The following is a 22,582-nucleotide window of genomic DNA, read 5'->3' on the forward strand; positions in this document are numbered from 1 at the left end:
GGGAGAAAAAGAAAAAAGGTTCCTGGTTGTACCAGAAGCCCGCCCTACCCGTAAGAACGGTGACGCCCGCCAGCCGAGCCTACGTGCGCCAGTGCGGCTGGACGGCCTTCCCCTCGGACATCAGCGGCGGGAGGATCCGATCCGGATTGGCCTCCAGCGGCAGCCGCACCTCCACGCGCGTGCCCTTGCCCAGCTCGCTGAAGACGCGGATGCGTCCGCCCTGGCGCAGGACGATGCGCTGGCAGAGCGCCAGCCCGAGGCCCGTCCCCTCGCCCGCGTCCCGGGTGGAGAAGAAGGGCTGGAAGAGCCGCTCCATGTGCTCGGGCTTGATGCCCACGCCGTTGTCGATGATGGACACCACCGCGTCCTCGCCATCGCGCGCCGTGGCCACCTTGACGACGCCGTCCGGCCCGATGGCGCGCACCGCGTTGTCCAGCAGGTTCACCCACACCTGGTTGAGCGAGCCCGGGTCACCCCACACCGGCTCGCTCAGCTGGTAGTCGCGCTCCACCTTCATGCCGGGCGGCAGCCGCCACGAGAGCGCCTGCACGCTGGCGTCCAGCGACGCGCCCAGGTCCACCGCCACCGCCTTGCTGCTGGTGCGCACGAAGGACAGCAGGCCCTCGGCCAGGCCGCGGATGCGCTGCCCGCACTCCTCGATGAGGTCCAACATCGCCACGGCCATGGCGGTGTCCGGCGTGCCGCTGGTGAGGCTCTCGCGCAGCGGCAGCAGCGCGTTCATCAGGCCGTTGAGGGGGTTGCGCACCTCGTGGGCGAAGCCCGAGGTGAGCAGGCCCGTGGCCGCCAGCCGCTCGTTCTCCGCCGCGCGCACCGCCGCGTCCCGCAGGCGCAGCTGCGCCTCGATGCGCGCCAGCATCTCCCTGGGCGAGAAGGGCTTGCCCAGGTAGTCGTTGGCGCCCATGTTCAGGCCCTCCACCTTGGCGTCCACCTCCTGGCGCGCGGTGAGCATGATGATGGGCATGTCCACCGTCTCCGGCGAGCTGCGCAGCGCCGCGAGCATCTGGATGCCCGACATCACCGGCATCATCACGTCCGAGACGATCAGATCCGGCCGCTCCTTCTGCGCCGTCTTCAGGCCCTCCTCGCCGTTGGTGGCCTCCAGCAGCCGGTAGTAGGGCTTGAGCACCTGGCGCAGGAAGTCGCGGATCTCCGGCTCGTCCTCGACGATCAGCACGCGCGGCGCGTCCGGGCCCGCCGCGGCGTCCGGCGCGGGCAGCGGCAACGACTCCACCGCGGGCGTGTCGATGGCGCCAGGACCCTCCGGCTCCACCAGCGCCGTCACGTCCGCCGAGCGGCGCGTGGGCCGGAACGTCGGCTCCCCGTTGCCCGTGCGCAGCTCCTCGCGCACGTGCGCGGTGCCCTTGGGCAGCCGCACGTGGAAGTTGGAGCCCTTGCCCAGCTCGCTGGACACCTCGATGCCGCCCTTGTGCAGCTCCAGCGTCTCCTTCACCAGCGCCAGGCCGATGCCCGTGCCGCCAAAGCGCCGCGTGCCGCTCGAGTCCGCCTGGGCGAAGCGATCGAAGATGACCGACAGGTCCTGCGCGGCGATGCCCACGCCCGTGTCGATCACCTCCACGTGCACCCACTGCTCGTCCTCGCGCAGGCGCACCGCCACCTTGCCCTGCGTGGTGAACTTGAGGGCGTTGGAGATGAGGTTCTGGAAGACGTTCTCCAGGTGCGCCACGTCCACGTACACCGGCGTCGTCGTGCCCCCCTCCAACTCGAGCACCACGCCCTTGCGGTCCGCCAGCACCTCGAAGGGCACCAGCAGCGAGGAGAGGAAGGCCTGCAAATCCAACGGCTCGTAGCGCAGCTTCGTCTTGCCCGCCTCCAGCTTGGTCAGATCCAACAGGTTGTTGATGAGGCGCAGCAGGCGCGCGGCGCTGCGGTTCATCGTCTGCAGGTGCTGGCGCACCGGAGGGGCGAACTCCTCCGGGCCCCGCTGCAGCAGCGAGTCCAGCGTGAGGAGGATGAGCGTGAGCGGCGTGCGCAGCTCGTGGCTGACGTTGTCGAAGAACTCGCTCTTGAGCCGGTCCAGCTCCTTCTGCTTGGCGAGCGCCGCCTCCAGCCGCACGTTGGTCTCGGTCAGCTCGCGCGTGCGCGCGGCCACCCGGTCCTCCAGGGCGACGTTGATGCGGAACATCTCGTCGTAGCGCTGCTGGAGCTCCTCGAGCGAGCCCATCATCCCGTGGGCCTGCTCGTTGAGGGCCTCGTCCTTGCGGCCCATCTCCCGGCGCAGGTCAATCCAACTGCCCAGCGACACGCCGGCCAGCGACAGGGACGTCACGGTGAAGGCGGGATGGCCCAGGCCCAGCATGCTGGCCCCCACCCCGCTCAGCGCGCCCAGCACCAGGCCCGTGTAGCGGCCCCAGACGGGCAAGGGGTCCATCCACCGCAAGTGGTAGCGGCAGCAGTCGGCGCCCTGCACCTGGCACTGGCTCTCGCTCACGTCGGCCGGCGGCAGGCCCCAGATGGTGGGGAAGGAGGCGAACTGGCCCATGCGCAGCTCGCAGATGTGCCGGCTCTTCTCGGGCACGCTGCTGCGGTAGGAGAGCACCAGGCGGCCGCGCTCGAGCTTCTCGATGTCGAAGCTGCCCACCCGGTTGTAGCTGGCGCTGAGCTCCACCGTCTTGCGGAAGCAGATCTCCAGCGAGCCGAAGGCGCGCACCATGTAGTACGCGAAGCCGAGCGCCTCGGGGCCGGCCATGGACAGGCCCGCCTTGCGCATGAACTGGCTGTCGCCCGACTCGGCCACCAGCACGTCCGCCAGCCGCTCCAGGAACGGCAGGGAGATGAAGTTGGTGGCCGTGCGCAGGTAGTCCAGCGACAGACTGAAGGTGTGCCGGCGGAAGACCTCGGCGAGCTTGGAGGCCCCGTAGCGCCGCTCGAAATAGAGCAGCAGCGTGGACGTGGTGCGCACGCTCACCTCCGGCGCATTGTCCGGATGGGGCCTCTCCTGGCTCTGCACGGCGGGTTCGTTCAAGGACGCGTTCCCTCGGTGACCAGCAGGATCGAGTACTTCAAGGCATCGGGATCCGCCAGTAACTCCAGGTACTTCTGACACATGGCCCGGTAGTCTTCCAGACCACCGAGCAGGGGAGCCACCGCTGGTTCCAGCGCCGAAAACCGTGTTTCCCAGTCAAGATAGACAGCCGTGTCGGCGGTCCCGGCGATGACGTACTGAGGAAGCAGGTGGACGCGCACGTTCGTCAGGCCCAGCTGACGCATGGCGTTGAACACCTTGCGGCCCACGTGGACGTCCAGGCCCACGGTGCGCAGGAGCGCGTCGGTGAAGCGCAGGCACCAGTCGCGCAGGGGCTCGGGGCACGGCCAGTTGCCCAGCCCGAAGCCGTCGAACTCGGAGATGACCACCTTGCCGCCCGGGCGCGTCACGCGGGCGAGCTCCGCGAGCGTGTCCCAGCGCTCGGGAATGTACTGGAGGACGAACTGGCACCACGTGTAGTCGAACGAGGCGTCCGGCAGCCCGGTGCGGCGCACGTCCCCCGGGACGATGCGCACGTGGGGGTGGTGCTGATTGACCTGGCGCGCCTGCGCCAGCCGCTCCTCGCTGAGGTCCATGCCGGTGACATGGCCCGAGGGCCCCACCAGCTGCGCGATGAGATCCGTGATGCCACCGGGACCGCACCCGGCGTCGAGCACCCGGTCTCCCCAGCGAAGCCCGGCCATCAGCAGCGCGTCGCGCGCGTTGCCCGAGCGCTCCTGGACGAGCAGCCGGCGCGCCTCGTCGCTGGACTCCATGACGTATCTCACTCCACGCCCTCCTCTGTGGACCAATCGGGTGCGGGGGCGCCTCCGAGCCGCTCGAAGACGGAGCGCCACAGCTCGGTCACCCGGCGGAGCATGGAGCGGTGGAAGATCCACTCGGAGAAGCGGCCCATGTCCTGGAAGCCCGCCTGCTCCAGCACCTCCACATCCCCCTCTTCCACCAGGGCGATGGCCGAGGGCCGTCCGCGCTCGCGGGCATGCTCCACGCAGCGCTGGATGAGCGCCTGCGTGGCGGCGCGCGCCTGGGGATGGTTCCGGTTGGGCACCATGAGCCAGAAGGCGTTCGTCTTCTCCAGGAGGTTGAGCCCCGGCGTCCCCTCCTCGGAGAGGGCCACGGCCAGGGGCGTGTACTCCCCATCCACCACGAAGACGCGGCGGCGGCGGTGCATCCCGTGCGCCTTGTAGCGCTCGCTCAGCGCGCGCAGGTCCACCTCGTCCGTGAGCAGATCCTCGCTCAGCACCCGGACGAGCTCCCCCCGGTCACGCAGGTGCAGCTCGATCCACACGTAGTCGGTGCGCACCCCGTCCCGGACCTTGGGCAGATCCTCGCGGCCAGGAGGCGGCTCGCCCGTGAGCGGCAGGCGCATGTAGGAGAAGTGACGCAGGAAGCTGAGGCCGGGCGTCTCCAGGGCGCGGGCGAGCCAGCCGATGCGGCGGCTGGGCCAGCGGTTGTCCTTGCGCCAGGAGTAGCGGATGAACTCGATGTCGGGCTGCACCTCGCCCATCTCGACGGCGAGGTTGGTCAACTCGTAGGAGACCTGCTCGTCGCGGCGCACCCCGGGCCGCACGGCGAGGTGTTGCACGAGCCAGGTGCGCGAGTGGATGCGCACACCGGCGATCTGCCCCTGCAGGCCCTTGTCGCTGGTGTAGACGAGGCAGCGCCCCAGGTCGCCCGTGGAGTACACCTTGCGGTGGGTGTCCTGGAGGACGGGCAGCACCGACTCATCGCCGAAGGGGTAGTCCGGATGGAAGCGGTAGCGGGCCTCCTCCATCAGGCGCCAGATGTGGGTGAAGGGGACGTCCCAGCCCTCGGAGACGGACGTGCAGCGCGAGGCCACGAAGGCGCGGAGGATGACGTCCCGGGCCCGCTGGGGGAGCCCCGCGAAGCGGACCCCGGCGCGAAAGGGCCGCAGGCGCCCATCCGGCCGGCCATCCGAGGGCAGCCCGTGGATGGAGCGCACCTCCAGCTGGCAACTGGCGGACGTCCCATCCGGCAGCAGCAGCGAGGCCTCCAAGCGCGAGCCCGCGGGGATGATCTCGCTCGAGGCGTCGAAGGGGAAGGAGAGCCCGCCGACGCTCAGGTCCAACGGGGCCCGGGTGGTATGCTGGCCGGTGATGGGGGCCTGGAAGGAGATGAGGAACTGGTGCTCCGGATCCGGCTTGAAGCGCGGCAGGCTGCGCCAGTTGCGGATGACGAGCGAGCGCGGCACCCGGACGACCATCCTCCCGTCCCGGTCGTTGACGATCAGGGTGCAGACGCCCGAGTGGCTCTGCCCCCCCATCTCGAAGAACAGCTCCACCTCGTCGCCGGCCGAGCCCTCCAGCAGGCCGGAGGACTGGCAGCGCAGGACGGTCACCCCGTCCACCCCCTCCACGGCGGGCGCTTCCAGCCGCAGCTGCACGGAGGGATCGTTCACCGCCTGGAGCCAGAGCACGGCCTCGCGCCGCAGCGCCTTGCGCAGCGTGGCCACCACCTCGGAGGGCTCCTCCATGGTGACGCCGGGCACGGGCGGCGGCGGGTGCATGGCCGTGGCCCAGGAGACGCCCAGGCGCAGGTGGGTGCCATACCCGTCCGTCACCGGCTGCGCCCGCTGCACGTGGGACCACGTCGTCTTGAAGAGCAGGTGCCCGTCGCGCTCGATGCGCAGCCCCTCGAGCGCGGCGCCCGGAGGGAAATGGTCGGCGGAGGTGTCGCCCGGCATCAGCAGCGTGGCCCCGAAGTTGCCGATCTCCAGGCACCGGGCCCCGTAGCTCTGCTCGTTGCACTCGAAGTGGACCGCGTACGACGCGGGCGGCACGGTGGCGAAGGCCGAGCCGCGGTGCTGCAACAGGTGGGAGATGGTGCGGCCCAGCTCCGGGCCCGACAGCGCGTCGTCGAGCACGCTGAAGACATGGCCCTCGGCGGCGCTCTGCATCAACTCCGCCAGGCCGGCGGGATCCGACTTGGAGCAGATGAAGACGCGCAGCGCGTCCGGGGCCGTGTCGGCCAGCTGGCGCAGGAACAGGCGCGCATCATCCGGAGGCGCGATGATGAGGGCCGGAGCCCCATCCGCCATCCGGAAGGCCGCCTCCGTCTTGGACTCCACCGCCACCACCCGGTACGAGGGGAGGGCCGAGGCCAACGCGGCCCGCCTGCCTGCGTTCGGATGTACCACCAGGACGTCTCGAATCGGGACACTCATGGACCCCTCCTCAGCAGGCAGGCCGCTCAACCGTACCCGGCGCAATTCGCTCGCTCATCCGGGTGCGGACCACGTGCCCGTGCCGCCCCTCCCCCTGCCGCTCGTGCCACGAGAAAGCCTTTTCCAACGTCCAGCATCCAGGACACCAGGTGATCGGGCTTCATCCGCAGCCAATGCGGTCCCGGGAATATCTTAGCGGTTCCTGGGATGGTTGGCGTCAAGTGTCCGTGGGGGGTGCTCCCGGGGACGCCTCGGCCTGTGGGACAGGAGGGCGCTCCCCCGGCCGGACGTCACCGGAGCCGCCAGGGGCCATTCCCGGGGTATTCGTCCTTGGCCCCCATCCGGACCGCCGGTTAAATGAACCGGAAGGAGACGCGATGGGCGCCGAAGTGGACTACGAGCGGGAAATCCAGGAACTGAAGCGGAAACTCAACGCCGTCATCCTCGCGCACTACTACCAGGAGAGCGAGATCCAGGATGTGGCGGATTTCGTCGGGGACAGCCTGGCGCTGGCCCAGGCGGCGGCGAAGACGAAGGCGGACGTCATCGTCTTCTGCGGCGTCCACTTCATGGCCGAGACGGCGAAGATCCTCAATCCGGGAAAGCTGGTGCTGCTGCCGGACCTGAAGGCCGGCTGCTCGCTCTCCGACCGCTGCCCCCCGGCGGCCTTCCGGGCCTTCAAGGAGAAGCACCCGGACCACTTCGTGGTGAGCTACGTCAACAGCTCCGCCGCCGTGAAGGCCATGAGCGACGTCATCTGTACGTCCTCCAACGCGGTGAAGATCGTCAACCAGATCCCCAAGGACCGGCGCATCCTCTTCGCCCCGGACCAGCACCTGGGCCGCTATGTGATGAAGCAGACCGGCCGGGACATGGTCCTGTGGCCGGGCAGCTGCATCGTCCATGAAATCTTCAGCGAGAAGCGGCTGGTGCAGCTCAAGGTCCAACACCCGGAGGCCGAGGTGGTGGCGCACCCGGAGTGCGAGGAGGCCGTGCTGCGGCACGCCGACTACATCGGCTCGACCAAGGGCCTGCTGGATTACGTCCTCAAGAGCCCCAAGCGCGAGTTCATCGTGGTGACCGAGGCCGGAATCCTCCACCAGATGAAGCGCGGCGCCCCGGACAAGACCTTCATCCCCGCGCCGCCGGACAATGGTTGTTCCTGCAACGAATGTCCGTACATGCGGCTGAACACGATGGAGAAGCTGTACCGGTGCATGAAGGACAAGACGCCGGAGCTGACGCTGCCCACGGACCTGCAGGCGGCGGCCCTGGCACCGCTGCAGCGGATGCTCGAATGGTCACAGTGAGGGTTTGACGCGCCGCGCCGTCTGTCGCGGGCGTGGCAATTTCAGCATCGCACCGTATTCGTGCCTTGCACGGGACGCGGCGCGGTGCGATCTGGAGCACCGTGGGTTTCCGATTCGTCGCCATCCCTGGCCACCGCGTGGTGGCGCATCCCCAGTCGCTGCCCTCCGACGAGAGGCTCGAGCCGGATCTTCCGCCGCTGCACGAGGCGGTGGAGCGAGCGTTCGCGAGCGCCGAGTTCCGGGACGTGAAGGCGAAGGACCGCCTGCGCGCCCTGCTCAAGGGGGACAAGCCGCCCAACCTGGGCAGCCCCGGCTCGGGCTTCGGGCCGTCCGCCGTGTTCGCCCAGCCTCCGCAGGATCTGCCCGCGCTGTTGCGGCTGGCGGATGAGCTGGAGTCACTGGCCCGGCGCGACGCGGGAGAGCGGGCACTCGTCTGGAAGTGCACCGAGTGCAGCGCCCGCTATGCCGTGCCCGTGGCGCTGGCGCGCTCCGTCTCCATCCGCTGCGAGCGCTGCGGCCATCCGGTGGAGCTCAACCCCGGGCGCAGCCTGGGCGAGGAGTCCCTCATCGATCCGTTCCTCGGCGCGGTGAACAGCGCCCGGCACGAGCTGGCCGGCTTCTTCCGCGAGGCCATGGCCCGCGGCTGGCCCATCCTCGTGTCCACGGAGGAGATCAGCGGCTGAGCATCGGCCAGGTTGCGACGTTCATGCATCGCGCCATCTTCCAGCTGCTGCGCTGCCCCCGGTGCCGGCGCGGCCAGCTGATGCCGGACCAGGACACTCCCCAGCTCGTCTTCGGGCCGCTGCACTGTGCCGAGTGCCATGCGAGCTTCCCGGTGACCGAGGGCGTGGCGGACCTGGCGCACCAACCGGGGACCTCGGCCCTGGCCCAGCGCGGCATGGAGCAGCGGCTCATCGCCCGCTCCTACGAGCGCTACGTGCGCCCCGCCCTGCAGCGCGCCCTCGCGGCGCCGCCCCTGGACAGGGACAGCGAGTACCTCCTGTACCGCTCGCTGCTGGGCCGGCCGGAGGCGCCCGTGCTGGACCTGGGCACCGGCACCGGACTCTTCGCCCGGCGCCTGGCGCGCGAGCCGGACCTGCCCGCCGTGGTGGGGATGGATCTGTCCCGGGCGATGCTCGAGGAGGCCGTGGCCCAGGGGCGCGAGGCCGGCATCCACGTGGACTTCCTCCGGGCCGAGGCGCCCTACCTGCCCTTCCAGGATGACGCGCTGGGAGCGGTGCTGCTGGCCCACTCGCTGCACTTCATCTCCGACGTGGGCCGGTTGCTGCTGGAGGTGGCGCGCGTGCTGCGTCCGGGCGGCCGCTTCGTGGCCAGCACCTGGTTGCCACCGGGCAGGGCCTCCGCCTTCGTGCAGCGCCGCGCCGGACTCCACCCTCGCGAGGAGGAGGAGCTCCGCGATGCCCTGTCCGCCGTGGGACTGGTGGGCTTCGCCCGGCTCCGGCTGCCTCCCCTGCTCGTGGTGAAGGCCGAGAAGCCGGTCAGATGAAGACGCCCGCCGAGGCGTCCAGGCGCACCTTCCGCACCTCCTGCGGGGTGCCCTCGGCCTCCAGCGCCGGCACCACGTCCTGACGCGGCTTCTTGCACTTGGGGCACTCGCACGAGCCCTTCTTGCACGTGCAGTCCGCCGCGCTCGAGCACCGGCACTTGGCCGCGTGCAGCTCGTTCGCCGTGTCCTTCTTCGCGGTGTCCTGCTTCGCCGTGTCCTGCTTGCCGGGCTCCACCGGCGCGGGCACGGACTCGGCCTTGGCGCGGTGAGCCTCGCACGCCCCTGCCTGCCCCGCCGTGAGCAGTACGCCGCCCACCGCCGCCGCCGCCAGCGTCATCCCGATGTGCTTCATCTCCACGGTCCTCCCGGGTGACAGACCCGAATCCCTCCAGGCTATATCCCACCGGTTTCCCCCTGTCCAAACCCGGCGGCCCGCTCCGTACACCCGTCTCCCGCAGGGCCGCCCCGCGAGCAGGCACCTCGCGCCGCTCGCGGCGCTCGCGACACGCGGAGGCGCCACGTACAGTCCGGCCCACCCGTGTCCGCGCGAATCGATCGCCTCGTCTCCGCCGCCGCCCTCGTGCTGGGCGCCCTGCCCTTGTGGGTGTCCTCGCACCTGCCCATGGTGGACCTGCCCCAGCACCTCCACCTCATCTCCGTCCTCCACCGGCTGGACGATCCCACCACCCTCTACCCCCAGCTCTTCGCCGCGCGCCACGAGCTCACGCCCTACCTCGGCTACTACTACGCCGTCAGCCTCCTCAACTGGCTGCTCCCGCTCGACCTGGCCAACCGCCTCTTCCTCTCCGCCTACGTGGTGGGCCTGCCCCTGTCCCTCGCCTTCCTGCTGCGTGGACTCGGACGCCCCACGTGGCCCTCGCTGCTCGCCCTGCCGCTCGCCTATGGCGACAGCTTCGGCTGGGGCTTCATCAACTACCTCGCCGCGCTGCCCTTGGCGCTCCTGTGCTGCGGCCTCTTCATCCGCGCCCTCTCCCGCGCGGGCCAGCGCCCCCTCTGGGCCTTCGGGCTCGCCGCGAGCCTCGTCGCCGTCCTCCTCTTCCACGTGCAGGCCTTCGCCTTCCTCGGGCTCGCCCTGCCCTGGCTGCTGCTCACCACGCCCGTCCCCGAGGACGCCCATGCCCGCGGTTTCCAGGCCCGGCTGCGGCCCCGCGTCGCCGCGCTCCTCGGCGTGACGCCCGGCGTCGTCCTCTTCCTCTCGTGGGTGGTGCTGCGCCTGGGCCAGCCCTCCGAGGTGGAGACAGGCGCGCCCTGGAAGGCCTGGGGCCCCATGCTGTCGCCGCGGAACCTCGCCTGGAAGAGCTTCGCGCAGAACCGCGCCGAGCTCCTCGAGGTGCTCGCCAACCTCCTCCGCGATGGCTCGGATCGTCTGCCGCTGTACGCCGTGGGCCTCGTGGCCGCGTGCGCCCTCGTGCTCGGCGTGGTGCGCGGGGACTCCAGCGGCGAGGGCCCCGTGGCCCGCTGGCGCCTGCCGGGGCTCGTGCTGCTCGCGCTCGGCTTCTACTTCCTGCTGCCCTTCGACATCCGCGGCTACATCTACTACCTGAACACCCGTTACGCGCAGCTCGCCGCCGTGCTCGCCGTGGCGAGCCTCCCCGTGACTCGACTCGCGCTCCGCCGCCCGCTGCTGTGGGCCAGCGCCGCCTGCTCGCTGGTGCTGGCGCTCGTGCTGGGCCAGGGCTTCCGCGCCTTCTCCCACGAGGCCTCCGAGTGGGACGTGCTCGCGGAGGCCACCGCGCCCAGGCCCCGGGTGATGGGGCTCATCTTCGACAGCGGCTCGCGCGTGGTGCGCCACCCCGTCTTCCTCCACGGCGCCGCCGAGCTGGCCCGCGCGCGCGGCGGCAGCACCAACTTCAGCTTCGCCCTCACCCCCCACTCCCCCCTGCGCTACCGGGGCACGCCCCCGCCCACCTTCCCCTCCGAGTGGCGGCCCCAGGACTTCGACTACGCCACCCAGGGCCCCGCGTACGATCACTTCCTCGTGCGCGGCGTCCACCCCTCGCGCATCTTCGGCGAGCGGCTCCGCCAGGAGCTCGCCGTGGCCGCCGAGTCGGGCAACAGCTGGCTGGTGCGCCGCCGCTGAACGCTCGGGGCGGGCAAGTGTGGGCCAGTGGTCGCCACCCGGCGCGCCCGGCCCCCACCCACCTCACCGCGCCGCGGACGGTGCCTTACCTGTCCGTGCATGCCCACCAAGAGCCCTCTGGCCGATCCGCGTCCACTGCTGGACGCTCTGCGCGCTGGCACGCCGGTGCCCGGCTTCCCCTCCGACGCGCTGGAGCGTGCCCGCTCGCTCGCGGCCGAGCCCGCCTCCGCCCCACCCGCCGACGTGGAGGCCCTCCCCGAGCCGCTCGCGCTCGCCCTGCTCGAGGGCTCCGTGCTCGCCGGCCAGCCCGCCCTCGCCGAGGCGCTCGCGGCCTCCAGCCACAAGGGGCTCGCCAAGGCCGCCAGGAAGGCGCTGTACCGGCTGCGCTCCCGGGGCGTCGAGATCGCCGAGCCGCACCGCCCCTCCGCCTCCGAGGCCTCGCGCCCCGTGACGGTGGCCCCGGAACCGCTGCCCGCCCTGCTCACCAGCATCGACGGCACCGGTGAGCGTGTGCTGGAGATCGCCCGTCCCCTGCGTGGCGGGGGCGTCGAGGCCATCCAGTTCCTCTACTCGGACGAGCAGGGCGTGCAGCGCCTGCAGGTGACGGAGCTCAGCCGCGGCGACTACCGGCGCGTGGTGAAGCAGGCGACCAGCCCCGGAGACGATGCCGCCGTGGAGCTCTCCCATGCCGAGGCCCTGGAGCGACTCAGCGCCGCCGCGGGGCTCAACCTGCGCGCACACACGCCCTTTCCCCAGGGGCTCGACACGGTGCTGCGGCATCTGGGCGTGCAGGCGCGGGACGTGCCCCTGGAGCTTCCCCCGCCGGAGCCGGAAGACGAGCGGCTCGCCTACGAGGGCCACAAGCTCCACGAGGAGCCGGAGATGCGGGGCTGGCTGCCCCCCATGGCCGAGCTGGAGCGGCTGGCCCACACGGTGGACGAGCTCGAGGCGAGCCCGCTCGCGCTCACCCTGGCCCAGCGCAACGAGGAGCTCATCCAGGCGGCCCACACCCAGGCCCATGCCTTCTTCGCCGCCCCGGCCATGCGCCAGCTCCAAGCCAGCCGGCTGTGGGAGATGGCGCTCCACTTCGAGCGCACCGGCAAGGAGCAACCGGCCAGACTGGCCCGCGCCGAGGCCCGCAGGCTCGCGCATGGCGTCACCGAACCGCCCTCGCGCTACGCCGAGCGCCTCTTCGAGAAGGCCCTGCTCGTCACCATGGCGCGGCGCGCCGCGCCGGAGGCAACCACTCCCGCCGAGGTCCGGGCGAGGGCCCGCGCCGCCGAGCAGCAGCGGGCCCCGTCAGCCGAGCCGGAGCGGCGCAGCCCCGGCGGCATCATCCTCCCCTGAGCCTCCCCCGAGACTTCAGGGAGGCCCTGCTCACGCCGACACCCGCGCCCGCAGCAACAGGTCCAGGTTCTCCAGCTCCCAGGTCTGGGCGCGCGAGTAGTCGTGGAAGCGCTTCTCGTGCTCGAGGAACTCGGGCGGGTGGATGCAGCGCCGCCCGTCCTCGCCCCGGCGCGTCCGGTACACGTGGTGCAGCATCTCGTGGAAGACGATCCACTCCACGAAGTAGCGCGGCACCACCGGCTGATCCAACGCCGGGTGGATGCGGATGACGCGCGAGTCCGCCGAGTAGGAGCCCATCTTGATGCTCTTGCGCGGCCGGGTGACGCGCGGCGCCGGTCCGAACGTAATGGCCGCGTCGATGCGGCCCCGGAAGTAGCGCTCGTTGAGCCGCTCGAAGATGCGGCCCAGGTCATGGTGCTGCCCCACCGGCTCCATGCGCAGGCGCTTGCGCATCTGCGCGGGGGACACGCGGCGGATGTAGACCTTGTTGCGCTCGATGAACTTGTCGAGCAGCACGCTGGCCTCCGCGTCGCCGGTGCGCACGTAGTCCGCCAGCGCGTGGATGACCTCGTCCGGCGCCGCCAGGAACATGTGGTGCAGCCGCAGCCGCCACAACGCCCGGTGCCGCTGGAACGTGAGCATCGTGTGTGTGTTGTCGTGGACCTCCACCGCCACCGGAGCCCGCAGCCGGGTGCGCAGCCGACGCTCGAGCACTCGCCGCCATACCTTCAGCAGGCGGTTGGGCTCGGGTGCCACGGACTGCTGCTCACGGGCGATCCGCCCCGCCGGCGAGCTCCGCTTCTTCGCCAGGTTCTTCTTCTTCGCGCGCGCCATAGACAGGGCCGGATTCTAAAGACCCGTCTGACACGTGTAAACGAGATGAAGAGAGCAAATCCCCTGGAATTCCAACGGCTTATATCCACTCCCGCGTACCCTCGCCCACTTGTCCGCCGGAGGGGGAGCCCACCGCATATGTCCCCCCCGAGGACCCTTACCGACGGGTCTTCTGGGTGCTGCAATCCCGCCTGCTCAGGCTGAAGACGACCGGCCTGCCCGAATCCCCGGGAACCTCGAATTCCTTGATTCTCCAAGGGCCTCGATTCGCGCACCGGTAGGTGACCTCGACGGAGCCCGGAGGCAGCGGGAGGTACCCGTTGGGACGCACGGTGCGATCGGCCACCTTCATCACCGTCCGTGCGGGTGCCTTGAACTGCACGCGAACCTCGGCGGGAGGCGCGGGGGTCGGTGTCTCGGCGGGTGTCTCGGTCGGCGTCCCACCGGCCGCCAGCGCGGAGGTCTCCGGAGACCCGCTCCCCGGTTCGGTGCCGGGGGTGGTCGAACCTGCTCCCGTATCGGTCCCGGTCGCACCCGGGTCGGCCGCGGTGGCACCCGTGCCCGTGCCCGTCTCGGGGGTAGCGGAGCCAGTGCCCGTCCCCGTGCCCGGCTCGGAAGCGGCGGAGCCAGCCGTGGCCGAAGTGCTTCCCGTCCCGGCCGTGGCACCGGCGGGGTCACCCTCGGGCTCGGGTGGAACCTCATCGCGGGTGGACGTGACGGGCCTGCGCGGCGCGGGCTCCGGCGGCGGCTGGGGCGCCATCAGGAACAGCCACGCGATTCCACCCGCGCTCACCACGAGCAGCGTCACCAGCGCGGCCACCACCAGGCGCAGGCCCCGCGACTTGCCGGGGGCGGGCGCGGGCCGGGAGGACTCGGACTGGGTGACGAAGCTGTGGTCGTAGCCGGCGGTGGACTCGTCGTCGTCCTGGTCCTCCACCACGGCGCGACGCACCGGAGGGGCCGGCAAGTCATGCGTCCGCGAGACGTCGTCGGTGAGGGAGTCGGGCAGGGAGTCCTCGTCGTCCTCCCCGTACGCGGGCCCGCGCTCGTTCACGGTGGAGGACGTGACGGAGACGGACTGCTGCGCGCCCTCGTCCTCGTCCTCGTCGGGCACGGGCGGCGCCGCGCGGCGGCGATCCAACGCGGCCACGGAGCCGGAGATGGCGGGCTTGCGCACGGGCGTGGGACGCCGGGCCGAGGAGGGAGGCGTGCGCGCCGGCCGATCCTGCAACGTGGACTCGCCCGTGGCGGTGCGCGGCGGTGCCCCGGGAACGGCGGAAGCGCGTCCGGGCGCGGTGCGCAAGGCGGTGGGCTCGTCATCCTCCTCGTCACCCAGGGCCGCGGCGGCGAGCATGTCCCGCGGTCGCGCCATCTCCGTGGCGGGCTCGGCCTCGTCGGGCTCCACCGCCGAGGGCACGTTCTGCGCACTGGGCCGGCGCGTGGGGCGCGCCACGAGGCCCGCGGGCTGCTGCGTCGAGGAGTCCTTGCGCCCGGCGGGCTTGGGGATGGGGACGTGGAGCATGGTGCGCTCCTCCTCCTCCCCGAGCAGCCGCGCGATGTAGGCCGCCACGTCGTCGCTCTGCCGCATCAGCCCCGACTCGAGCAGCCCCTCCAGGTCCGCCTGCACCTGCGCCGCCCGCTGGTAGCGCAGGTTGCGATCCTTCACGAGGCACTTCATCACGATGCGCGACAGCGCTTCCGGGTAGTCGTCGCGGATGAGGTGCGGCGGGGACGGGTTCTCGAAGCGGATGCCGTAGAGGATGCCCTCCGTCGTCGGCCGCGCGAAGGGCGAGCGCCCGGTGGTGATCTCATACAGCATCACCCCCAGCGCGAAGACGTCCGAGCGGTGATCCAACCGCTCCTGCATCACCTGCTCGGGCGAGAGGTAGAGGAACTTGCCCTTGATGACGCCCGGCTTGCTGCGCTCGGCGATGGCCTCGGCCTTGGCGATGCCGAAGTCCACCAGCTTCACCGCGCCGCTGTACGTCACCATCACGTTCTGCGGGCTCACGTCCCGGTGGATGAGCCCCAGCGGACGGCCATCCACGCCCTTGGAGTTGTGGGCGTACTCGAGCCCCGCGGCCACCTGGGCGCAGATGCGCGCGGCCACCGCGTACGGCACCGCCGCGGTGAACTTCGCCTCCTCCGCGAGGATCCGCCGGAGGTCCACACCCTCCAGGTACTCCATGGCGATGAAGATGCTCTCGCCAATCTTCCCCAGCTCGAAGACCTGGACGATGTTGGGATGGTGCAGCTGCGCGGCGATGCGCGCCTCGTCCAGGAACATCTGGACGAACTCCGGCTCCTCCGACAGGTACGGGAGGATCCGTTTGATCACCAACAACTCGGGACTGGGGGCCTCCTGCGCGAGGAAGAGCTCCGCCATTCCCCCCATCGCGAGCCGCTTGATGAGGAGGTACTTGCCAAAGGGGGTGGCAGTCTGTGGCGCGTTCTCGGGAATGGGAGCCCCCAGGAGTCGATCGGCGTGAGACGCTGAGCTTGTTTCCGAGCTTACCCGCAATCCCCACCTGCATGGTGGGGCGCGAACCAGATGTGGGATAGCAGACCTGAGGCCCGCTCGGCTACCTGCCCGAGCCCGCACTCCCCCCGTCCCACCCACTCCCCAGGTCCCGGTCGCACATGCGGGGATACAGGACATGGGTGAACCGGTTGCCGAGGCCCCCATCCGGTGGCTGAGTCCCCGGAATCTGGCCGCCCGCCGGGTCCGGGACGCAGCCCTCTCCCGTGCCTGCGTCCTCGCAGGGCACGAAGGTGTAGGTGTCCCACACACCCCGGAGGCCCAGGGGGAAGATGCCGGTGCCCCCATCGCCGACGACGCGGGCCAGGGCCTCGCACGCCTCCGGGCCCCCGTCCGCGGAGGGGGCTTCGGAGAGGAACCGGGTGCTCACCAGGATTCCGCCCGAGACCTCGAAGCCGGAGGCGGCGCCGAAGGCCAGGGGCGAGGGGTCCGTCACGACGAGCGGCCCGGGCACGTACACCCGCGTGCCGAGCAGCTCCGGGTTGGGACGGGCCAGCCCCTCCTCCGCGTCGCCGAAGCGCGGGGGCACGAGGTTGTCGGCGGGCACCACGAGCGTGCCGAGGAGGCGGATCCCCACCTGCGCGAGCCCCGTGCGGTAGCCATGGAACTGTTCGAAACCAGACTCGGCCCGGACCAGGCCCGTGAGGTCCACGCGCTGACCCACCTGGGGAACGAAGCCCGCGGGCACGTCCGTCCAGTCCTTGTGGACCCAGAGCCCCTGGGTGGGACGCGCCGGGTCCACCACCCAGAACCAGGCGCGCACCTGCTCCTGGGTGCCCTCGGCGCGGCGCTCCACGCGGTCGAGCGTGTGGATGACGACGCGCTCGAGCAGCACCCGCGTCCCGCTGTCCGGGGGGAGCGCGCGGGCCTCGGAGAGGGTCATCACCACGGGAGCGGACCCCGTGCCCGCGTCGGCCTGGGAGCCGCCATCGGTGGAGGCTCCCGCGTCCGGAGGCAAACCCCCATCCTCGCTGCACACGCCGGTGCAGCCGGGGCGCCCTCCCGCGTCCCGCTTGGACATGCCCGGCCCCTCTCCGCAGCCGGGAACCAACACTGCCGCGGCCACGACCAGGGCCGCCGCGCCGAAGGTCTTGCGCAGAGGAATCACGGTGGCGTCTCCTGTGGATGGGCCGATGCGGGAGTTCCAGGATTCCCGCGCTTCCGGCCTCTTCTGCCGGCCTTATAGCGGCGGGCCAGGAACCCCGGCAAGGAACCGCGTCCCGCTCGGAGACTCCCTCTCATGCCGCACCCCAGGCACCCCTACTTCCGTGGCCTCTCCCCCACCCTGCACATCTCCCACCGGGGAGGCTCGCTGCTGGCGCCGGAGAACACCCTGCCCGCCTTCCGCATGGCGGTGGAGCGCTACCACACGCAGGTGCTGGAGACGGACGTCCACCTCACCCGCGACGGCGAGCTGGTGGTGTTCCACGACGACACGCTCGGACGGTGCACCAATGGCGAAGGGCCCCTCGCGGCCCACACGCTCGCCGAGCTGAAGCGCCTGGACGCGGGCTACCACTTCACCCCGGACGGAGGCCGCACCTTCCCCTTCCGCGGCCAGGGCGTGCACCTGTCCACGCTGCGCGAGCTGCTGCGCGCCTTCCGGGGCGTGCGCTTCAACATCGAGGTGAAGCCGGACGTGCCGGGCATCGAGGACGTCTTCTTCCAGGTGCTGCGCGAGGAGGGCGCGCTGGAACAGGCCTGTATCGGCAGCGAGCTGGACACGGTGGGCGAGCGGCTGGCGCGGGTGATGCCGGACGCCTGCCATTTCTATCCGCGCGACGCGCTGGCGGCCTTCGTGCTCTCGGTGCGGGCGGGCGAGCAGCCTCCAGAGGACCGGCGCTACACGGTGCTGGACATGCCCCTGTACTTCGGAGACGTCCGTCTGGTGGACGAGTCGCTGCTGCGCGCGGTGGACGCGCACGACAAGTGGTGCAACGTGTGGACGGTGGATAACCCGGAGGAGATGCGCGGGCTCGTGACCGAGGGCGTCGGAGGTATCATGACGGACAGACCGGACCTTCTGCGCCGAGTCTTGGACGAGCAGCCAAAGCCGCGTTAAGCCCATGGCCCGTATGCCCCGCTCCCCCCCGCGCAAGCGCGCTCCGAAGGCCGCGACAGCCCCCAACACCGTCCTGCCCCAGGCCGCGCCCGAGGCTCCAGCGCCCGTGCCTCCCGCCGCTCCCGAGGCTCCGGCGCGCAACACGGTGCGCCGCGTGCGTGCGCCGCGCGCCAAGCGCTTCGTCGCGCTGGCCGGCAACATCGGCGCGGGCAAGACGACGGCCGCGAAGATCATCAGCCAGACCTTCGGCTTCGAGCTCTTCGACGAGCCCGTCATCGACAACCGCTTCCTCAAGGACTACTACGCCAACATGGGGCGGTGGTCCTTCACCCTGCAGCTGGAGTTCCTCATCCGGCGCGTCGAGCACCACGAGCTCATCCACTCGGTGAAGAAGAGCTGCGTGCAGGACCGCACGCTGTACGAGGACCCGGAAATCTTCGCCAAGTACCTGCACGGCCTGGGGCACATGACGAACGCGGAGCTGGACCTGTACTTCGAGTACTTCCAGCGGCTCACGCGCACCATCGTGCACCCGGACAAGGTCATCTACTTCGACGTGCCCACCGTGGACGTGCTGCTGGGACGCATCCGCCAGCGCGGCCGCGAGGAGGAGAAGGGAATCGAAAAGGGCTTCCTGCGCGGGCTCAACGGGTACTACGCCACCTTCCCCATGGTGCTGCAGAACAAGTACGGGGTGGACTGCCTGGTGATGGACGTGACGAACCAGGACATCCGCACCGGCCGGGGACGCGAGGAGTTCCTCGACCGGGTCACCACCTTCCTCGCCTGAGGTTTCCGCCGTGTCCGAGCAGTCCGAGCTCCCCGCCAAGAGCGCCCGCGAGTCCGAAGTGGTGATGACGCAGATGATCCTCCCCTCGGACGCCAACGCGGTGAACAGCGCGTTCGGCGGCAAGGTGATGGAGTGGATCGACATCTGCTGCGCCGTGGCCGCCCAGCGCCACTGCCGGCAGGTGGTGGTCACCGCCTCCATGGACGACCTGCACTTCCACGCCCCCATCAAGGTGGGCTGGACGGTGACGCTGCACTCGCGCGTCATCGCCGCGTTCCGCACGTCGATGGAGGTGGGCGTGACGGTGACGGCGGAGAATCCGCTCACCGGCGAGAAGCACATGGCCACCAGCGCCCTGCTCACCTTCGTGGCGGTGTCGGCCAACGGGCAGCGGCTTCCGGTGCCCCCGCTCCAGCTGGAGACGGACGCGGAGCGCGCGGCCTTCCGCGAGGCCGAGGAGCGGCGCAAGGAGCGGCTCGCGCGCAAGCAGACGAGCCTCGCCTGGCAGAAGGTCATCCGGCCCGGCGCCGCGGGCTGAGACACCCCGAAACGAAAAACAGCTCCCGCGAACCCCGTGCCTCTCCCAAAGCACGGGGCCCGCGGGCCCGCCGGACGACCGTTACGCTCCGCTGACGCGGAGGGGTCAACAATCCACGAGCGCCGGTGGTCCGCCGAACACCGCGACCCGGGATGCGCCTGTCGACCGATGGTGTCTCCGGTATACCCGCCGGGTCTGACATGCCCGCGGCCCGCTTGCCCTCCGTGGCGCTGCCCGGAAACGTCCGGAAGCGGGCAGTGCGCGGGGACGAGCGACCCGGATGTTCTCCTTTCCCAACGGGGTGCCCCGGGAGCTGTTCAGAACCGGTCCCCGGTCCACGACTCCAGTGCGGTTGACTCCCCGGTCTGTTACGCAATGGCGCTGGGATGGGAGGAGAAGTGCCTCTGGAGTCGCGGCAACGCGCGCATACAACGGGAGACTCGCATCAGGGTGGCGGCAGGTGGAGCAGCTCCTCGCTGATGAACCATGGCTTCGCCGTCCTGGTGACGGCCGCGGCCCTCCTCGTCCAGTTCGCGCTGTACCCCCATGTCCGGGCCACGCCGTTCATCCTCTTCTTCGGCGCGGTGATGCTCTCGGGGTGGAGAGGGGGATGGGGGCCCGGCCTCTCGAGCGCCGTCCTCTCGGCCCTGCTGGCCGACTACTTCTTCCTGCCCCCGCGGTTCGCGTTCTCCGTGAGCCCGGCCGACCTGCTGTCGGTCGCCGTCTTCCTCGCCATCTCCATCCTCATCACCCGGCTGAACGTGCGCGAGCGGACCGCCCGGGCCGAGGCCGAGGCCCAGCGCGAACGGCTCCACACCCTCTTCATGAGGGCTCCCGCCATCATCGCCATCCACCGGGGACCCGAGCACACCTACGAGTTCAGCAACCCCGTCCATGCGCGGCTGCTCGGCGGCCGGGAGCTGCTGGGCAAGACCGTGAGGCAGGCCCAGCCCGAGCTGGAGGGCCAGGGCTTCTACGAGCTGCTGGACCGGGTGTACCAGACGGGAGAGCCCCTCTACGGCAAGGAGGCCCCCGCCAGCGTGGGCGACCCCGCCCATCCGCGCACCGGCTACTTCAACTTCGTCTACCAGCCCATGCCCGGGCCGGACGGAAAGCCGGACGGGGTGATGGTCTTCGGCTTCGAGGTGACCGAGCAGGTGCTGGCCCGGCGCAGCCTCGAGCGCACCGAGCGGCGCCTCGCCGCCATCACCCACAACGCCACGCTGGGACTCTTCATGATGGACGAGCGCCAGCAGTGCGTCTTCATGAACCCCGCGGCCGAGCAGATCACCGGCTTCACCCTGGAGGAGCTGCGGGGCAAGCCGCTCCATGACTTCATCCACCACACCCGGCCGGATGGAACGCCCTACCCCATGGCGGAGTGCCCCATCGACCGGGCGCTGCCCACCCGGGCCCAGGAGCGGGGACAGGACGTCTTCGTCCGCAAGGACGGCAGCTTCTACCCGGTGGCCTTCACCGCCAGCCCCATCCTCGAGGAGGGCAAGGCGACGGGGACCGTCATCGAGCTGAGGGATACCACCGAGGACCGGCACAAGCAGGCCGAGCGCGAGCGCCTCCTGGTCGAGCTCCAAGAGGCAGTGCGCCTCCGGGACGAGTTCCTCTCCGTCGCCAGCCATGAGCTGAAGACGCCGCTGACCCCGCTGAGCCTGCGGCTGCAGGGGCTCGAGCGGAGCATCCGGGCCGAGCCGGGCTCCCTCATGGCGCAGCGCCTGGGCAAGGAGGTGGACGTGATGCGCCGGCAGGTGAAGCGCCTGTCGGACCTGGTGAACGAGCTGCTGGATGTGTCGCGCATCACCACCGGGCGCCTGAAGCTGCTGCTCGAGGAGGTGGACCTCACGGAGGTGACACGCGAGGTCGTGGCCCGCTTCCAACCCGAGGCGCAACGCGCCGGGTGCGAGCTCATCCTCGACACGAACGGGCCCGTGTCCGGCCATTGGGACCGGCTCCGGCTGGAGCAGGTGCTGACGAACCTGCTGTCCAACGCCATCAAGTACGGAGCCGGCAAGCCCGTCCACCTCCGCGTCGAGCAGCGCGAGGACCGCTCGCGGCTCGTGGTCCGGGACGAGGGCATCGGCATCGAGCCCGAGGCCATGGGGCGCATCTTCAATCGCTTCGAGCGCGCCGTGTCGGAGCGGCACTACGGAGGGCTCGGCCTGGGCCTGTACGTGACGCGGCAGATCATCGTCGCGATGGGCGGCAACGTGACGGCCGAGAGCACTCCAGCCCAGGGCGCCACCTTCACCGTGGAGCTGCCCCGCCAGGCCGTTGCGCAACAGGGGGATACCAAGACCGGCTGAGATACCAAGTGTGGGTCTGAATCCGACCCGGAAGAGCCAGGTCAGCGACAGCAAGGGGTTACGGGTCCGACGTACCAACCCATGTAATGCCCGCAGTCTCCTCCGTATCTCTTCCAGGAGAGGAGACACCAACGATGCTGACCGTGGCGCAGGCGTTCGAGAAGTTCATGCAGGGCCTGGAACTCCATGAGGGAGAGGATCGCGAGGCGAAGCGTCAAGAGCGGAACGTCTTCGAGGCGATGCGCCGCCGGCTGGGACCTCGGGAGTCCATCCTCAGTGGCTCCTACGGACGGAAGACGGCCATCCGGCCGCTGCACGACATCGACCTCTTCCTCATCTTCACGGCGAACACGAGCGGCACTGGAAAGACCGTCGGCCCCGAGGAGTTCCTGAATCGCGTGAAGGAGGCGCTGGAGGAGGAGTTCCGCGGTAAGCAGGCGAGATTGCAGAACCGCTCGGTCAACATCGAGTTCAACGGGACGGGCATTGGCTTCGATGTCGTCCCCGCACTGGAGGATCCACGGCGGCCGGGCACCTACTGGATTCCCGACGTGCGCAAGGACGACTGGATCCAAAGCAATCCGCGCAAGCACATCGATGCCTGTGACGCCGCGAACGCCAAAGCCAGTCAGCGGCTCAAGCCGCTCATCAAGGCCATCAAGCGCTGGAGACAACTCCAGGGCAAGCCCGTGCCGTCGTTCCTTCTGGAGGTGATGGCCTACAAGGGCATCGACTCGTTCCACCCGGATCCCCGCCTGTCCATCTACGCACAGGGCATGGCCCACCTGTTCCAGTTCATGAGCGAGCGCATCATGGAGCAGTGGCCGGAGCCGGCCGGGCTCGGGCCTCCCGTCAATTCCGGGGTGGGCCAGACCAACCTCGTGCAAGGGCAACAACGGCTGTCGGGAGCTGCCCGCAGGGCAGCCCGGGCGCTGGAACTGGAGCGGGTGGGCGACATACTCGGAGCGAACGAGATCTGGCGGGAGCTGCTCGGTCCGGACTTCCCGGTACGGTAGGAAGCCCATGC

17 protein-coding genes are annotated in these 22,582 nt (G+C 70.5%); 10 read left to right on the forward strand and 7 right to left on the reverse strand.

Annotated elements, in window-relative coordinates:
* Window positions 1-79: 79 nt before the first annotated feature.
* From VFZ09_RS30855 to VFZ09_RS30865, 3 genes are read right to left on the reverse strand one after another with little or no spacing between them, the layout of a single operon-like run.
* Complete coding sequence (locus VFZ09_RS30855) at window positions 80-3,004, reverse strand: ATP-binding protein (RefSeq protein ID WP_329731290.1); 2,925 nt, start codon at window positions 3,002-3,004, stop codon at window positions 80-82.
* Window positions 3,001-3,792 carry a class I SAM-dependent methyltransferase gene (locus VFZ09_RS30860; protein ID WP_329731291.1) on the reverse strand — a complete coding sequence of 264 codons (792 nt, stop codon included), beginning with the start codon at window positions 3,790-3,792 and terminating at the stop codon, window positions 3,001-3,003. Before VFZ09_RS30860 ends, VFZ09_RS30855 begins: the two co-directional genes overlap by 4 nt.
* On the reverse strand, window positions 3,789-6,209 hold the full coding sequence (locus tag VFZ09_RS30865) for a PilZ domain-containing protein (protein ID WP_329731292.1): 2,421 nt from the start codon (window positions 6,207-6,209) through the stop codon (window positions 3,789-3,791). The genes VFZ09_RS30860 and VFZ09_RS30865 overlap by 4 nt, the downstream gene beginning before the upstream one ends.
* A gap of 377 nt (window positions 6,210-6,586) precedes the next feature.
* Between VFZ09_RS30865 and nadA the strand changes: the two genes are divergently transcribed.
* The 3 genes from nadA (at window position 6,587) to VFZ09_RS30880 (ending at window position 9,026) form a co-directional block, all read left to right on the forward strand.
* On the forward strand, window positions 6,587-7,519 hold the full coding sequence (gene nadA, locus VFZ09_RS30870) for a quinolinate synthase NadA (protein WP_329731293.1): 933 nt from the start codon (window positions 6,587-6,589) through the stop codon (window positions 7,517-7,519).
* Between the two features lie 101 nt (window positions 7,520-7,620).
* Window positions 7,621-8,202, forward strand: a complete 582-nt coding sequence (locus VFZ09_RS30875; RefSeq protein ID WP_329731294.1) for a hypothetical protein — start codon at window positions 7,621-7,623, stop codon at window positions 8,200-8,202.
* A gap of 23 nt (window positions 8,203-8,225) precedes the next feature.
* Window positions 8,226-9,026 (forward strand): class I SAM-dependent methyltransferase, encoded by an 801-nt coding sequence (locus VFZ09_RS30880; protein WP_329731295.1) that lies wholly within the window; start codon window positions 8,226-8,228, stop codon window positions 9,024-9,026.
* On the opposite strand, the gene VFZ09_RS30885 is transcribed toward VFZ09_RS30880, so the two are convergent.
* A complete protein-coding gene (locus VFZ09_RS30885; RefSeq protein WP_329731296.1) occupies window positions 9,019-9,378 on the reverse strand; it encodes a metallothionein in 360 nt (119 codons plus the stop codon). The two genes, VFZ09_RS30880 and VFZ09_RS30885, sit on opposite strands and share 8 nt — an antisense overlap.
* Window positions 9,379-9,564: 186 nt before the next feature.
* Between VFZ09_RS30885 and VFZ09_RS30890 the strand changes: the two genes are divergently transcribed.
* Together VFZ09_RS30890 and VFZ09_RS30895 are read left to right on the forward strand one after the other, a co-directional pair.
* Window positions 9,565-11,127 (forward strand): hypothetical protein, encoded by a 1,563-nt coding sequence (locus VFZ09_RS30890; protein WP_329731297.1) that lies wholly within the window; start codon window positions 9,565-9,567, stop codon window positions 11,125-11,127.
* A 99-nt stretch (window positions 11,128-11,226) separates the two neighbouring features.
* Window positions 11,227-12,474: a hypothetical protein gene (locus VFZ09_RS30895; protein WP_329731298.1), complete on the forward strand. Its 1,248-nt coding sequence runs from the start codon at window positions 11,227-11,229 to the stop codon at window positions 12,472-12,474.
* 30 nt (window positions 12,475-12,504) lie between these two features.
* Here VFZ09_RS30895 and VFZ09_RS30900 read toward each other — a convergent pair whose 3' ends face one another.
* The 3 genes from VFZ09_RS30900 to VFZ09_RS30910 form a co-directional block, all read right to left on the reverse strand.
* Entirely contained in the window at window positions 12,505-13,308 is an 804-nt protein-coding gene (locus VFZ09_RS30900) for a hypothetical protein (RefSeq protein ID WP_329731299.1), read from the reverse strand.
* Window positions 13,309-13,465: 157 nt separating this feature from the next.
* The gene (locus tag VFZ09_RS30905; protein ID WP_414640767.1) at window positions 13,466-15,829 is read right to left on the reverse strand and encodes a serine/threonine-protein kinase; all 2,364 of its coding nucleotides are present in this window, start codon (window positions 15,827-15,829) and stop codon (window positions 13,466-13,468) included.
* A 61-nt stretch (window positions 15,830-15,890) separates the two neighbouring features.
* Window positions 15,891-16,955: a hypothetical protein gene (locus VFZ09_RS30910; protein ID WP_329731301.1), complete on the reverse strand. Its 1,065-nt coding sequence runs from the start codon at window positions 16,953-16,955 to the stop codon at window positions 15,891-15,893.
* A gap of 132 nt (window positions 16,956-17,087) precedes the next feature.
* Between VFZ09_RS30910 and VFZ09_RS30915 the strand changes: the two genes are divergently transcribed.
* The 5 genes from VFZ09_RS30915 (at window position 17,088) to VFZ09_RS30935 (ending at window position 22,571) form a co-directional block, all read left to right on the forward strand.
* Window positions 17,088-17,909: a glycerophosphodiester phosphodiesterase gene (locus VFZ09_RS30915; RefSeq protein ID WP_329731302.1), complete on the forward strand. Its 822-nt coding sequence runs from the start codon at window positions 17,088-17,090 to the stop codon at window positions 17,907-17,909.
* A gap of 13 nt (window positions 17,910-17,922) precedes the next feature.
* Complete coding sequence (locus VFZ09_RS30920) at window positions 17,923-18,699, forward strand: deoxynucleoside kinase (protein WP_329731303.1); 777 nt, start codon at window positions 17,923-17,925, stop codon at window positions 18,697-18,699.
* A 64-nt stretch (window positions 18,700-18,763) separates the two neighbouring features.
* Window positions 18,764-19,237, forward strand: a complete 474-nt coding sequence (locus VFZ09_RS30925; protein ID WP_329731326.1) for an acyl-CoA thioesterase — start codon at window positions 18,764-18,766, stop codon at window positions 19,235-19,237.
* A 479-nt stretch (window positions 19,238-19,716) separates the two neighbouring features.
* A complete protein-coding gene (locus VFZ09_RS30930) occupies window positions 19,717-21,555 on the forward strand; it encodes an ATP-binding protein (protein ID WP_329731304.1) in 1,839 nt (612 codons plus the stop codon).
* 134 nt (window positions 21,556-21,689) lie between these two features.
* Window positions 21,690-22,571 carry a nucleotidyltransferase gene (locus VFZ09_RS30935; protein ID WP_329731305.1) on the forward strand — a complete coding sequence of 294 codons (882 nt, stop codon included), beginning with the start codon at window positions 21,690-21,692 and terminating at the stop codon, window positions 22,569-22,571.
* Window positions 22,572-22,582 lie beyond the last annotated feature (11 nt).

It is taken from the genome of Archangium sp. (genome assembly GCF_036277355.1).
Taxonomy (GTDB): domain Bacteria; phylum Myxococcota; class Myxococcia; order Myxococcales; family Myxococcaceae; genus Archangium.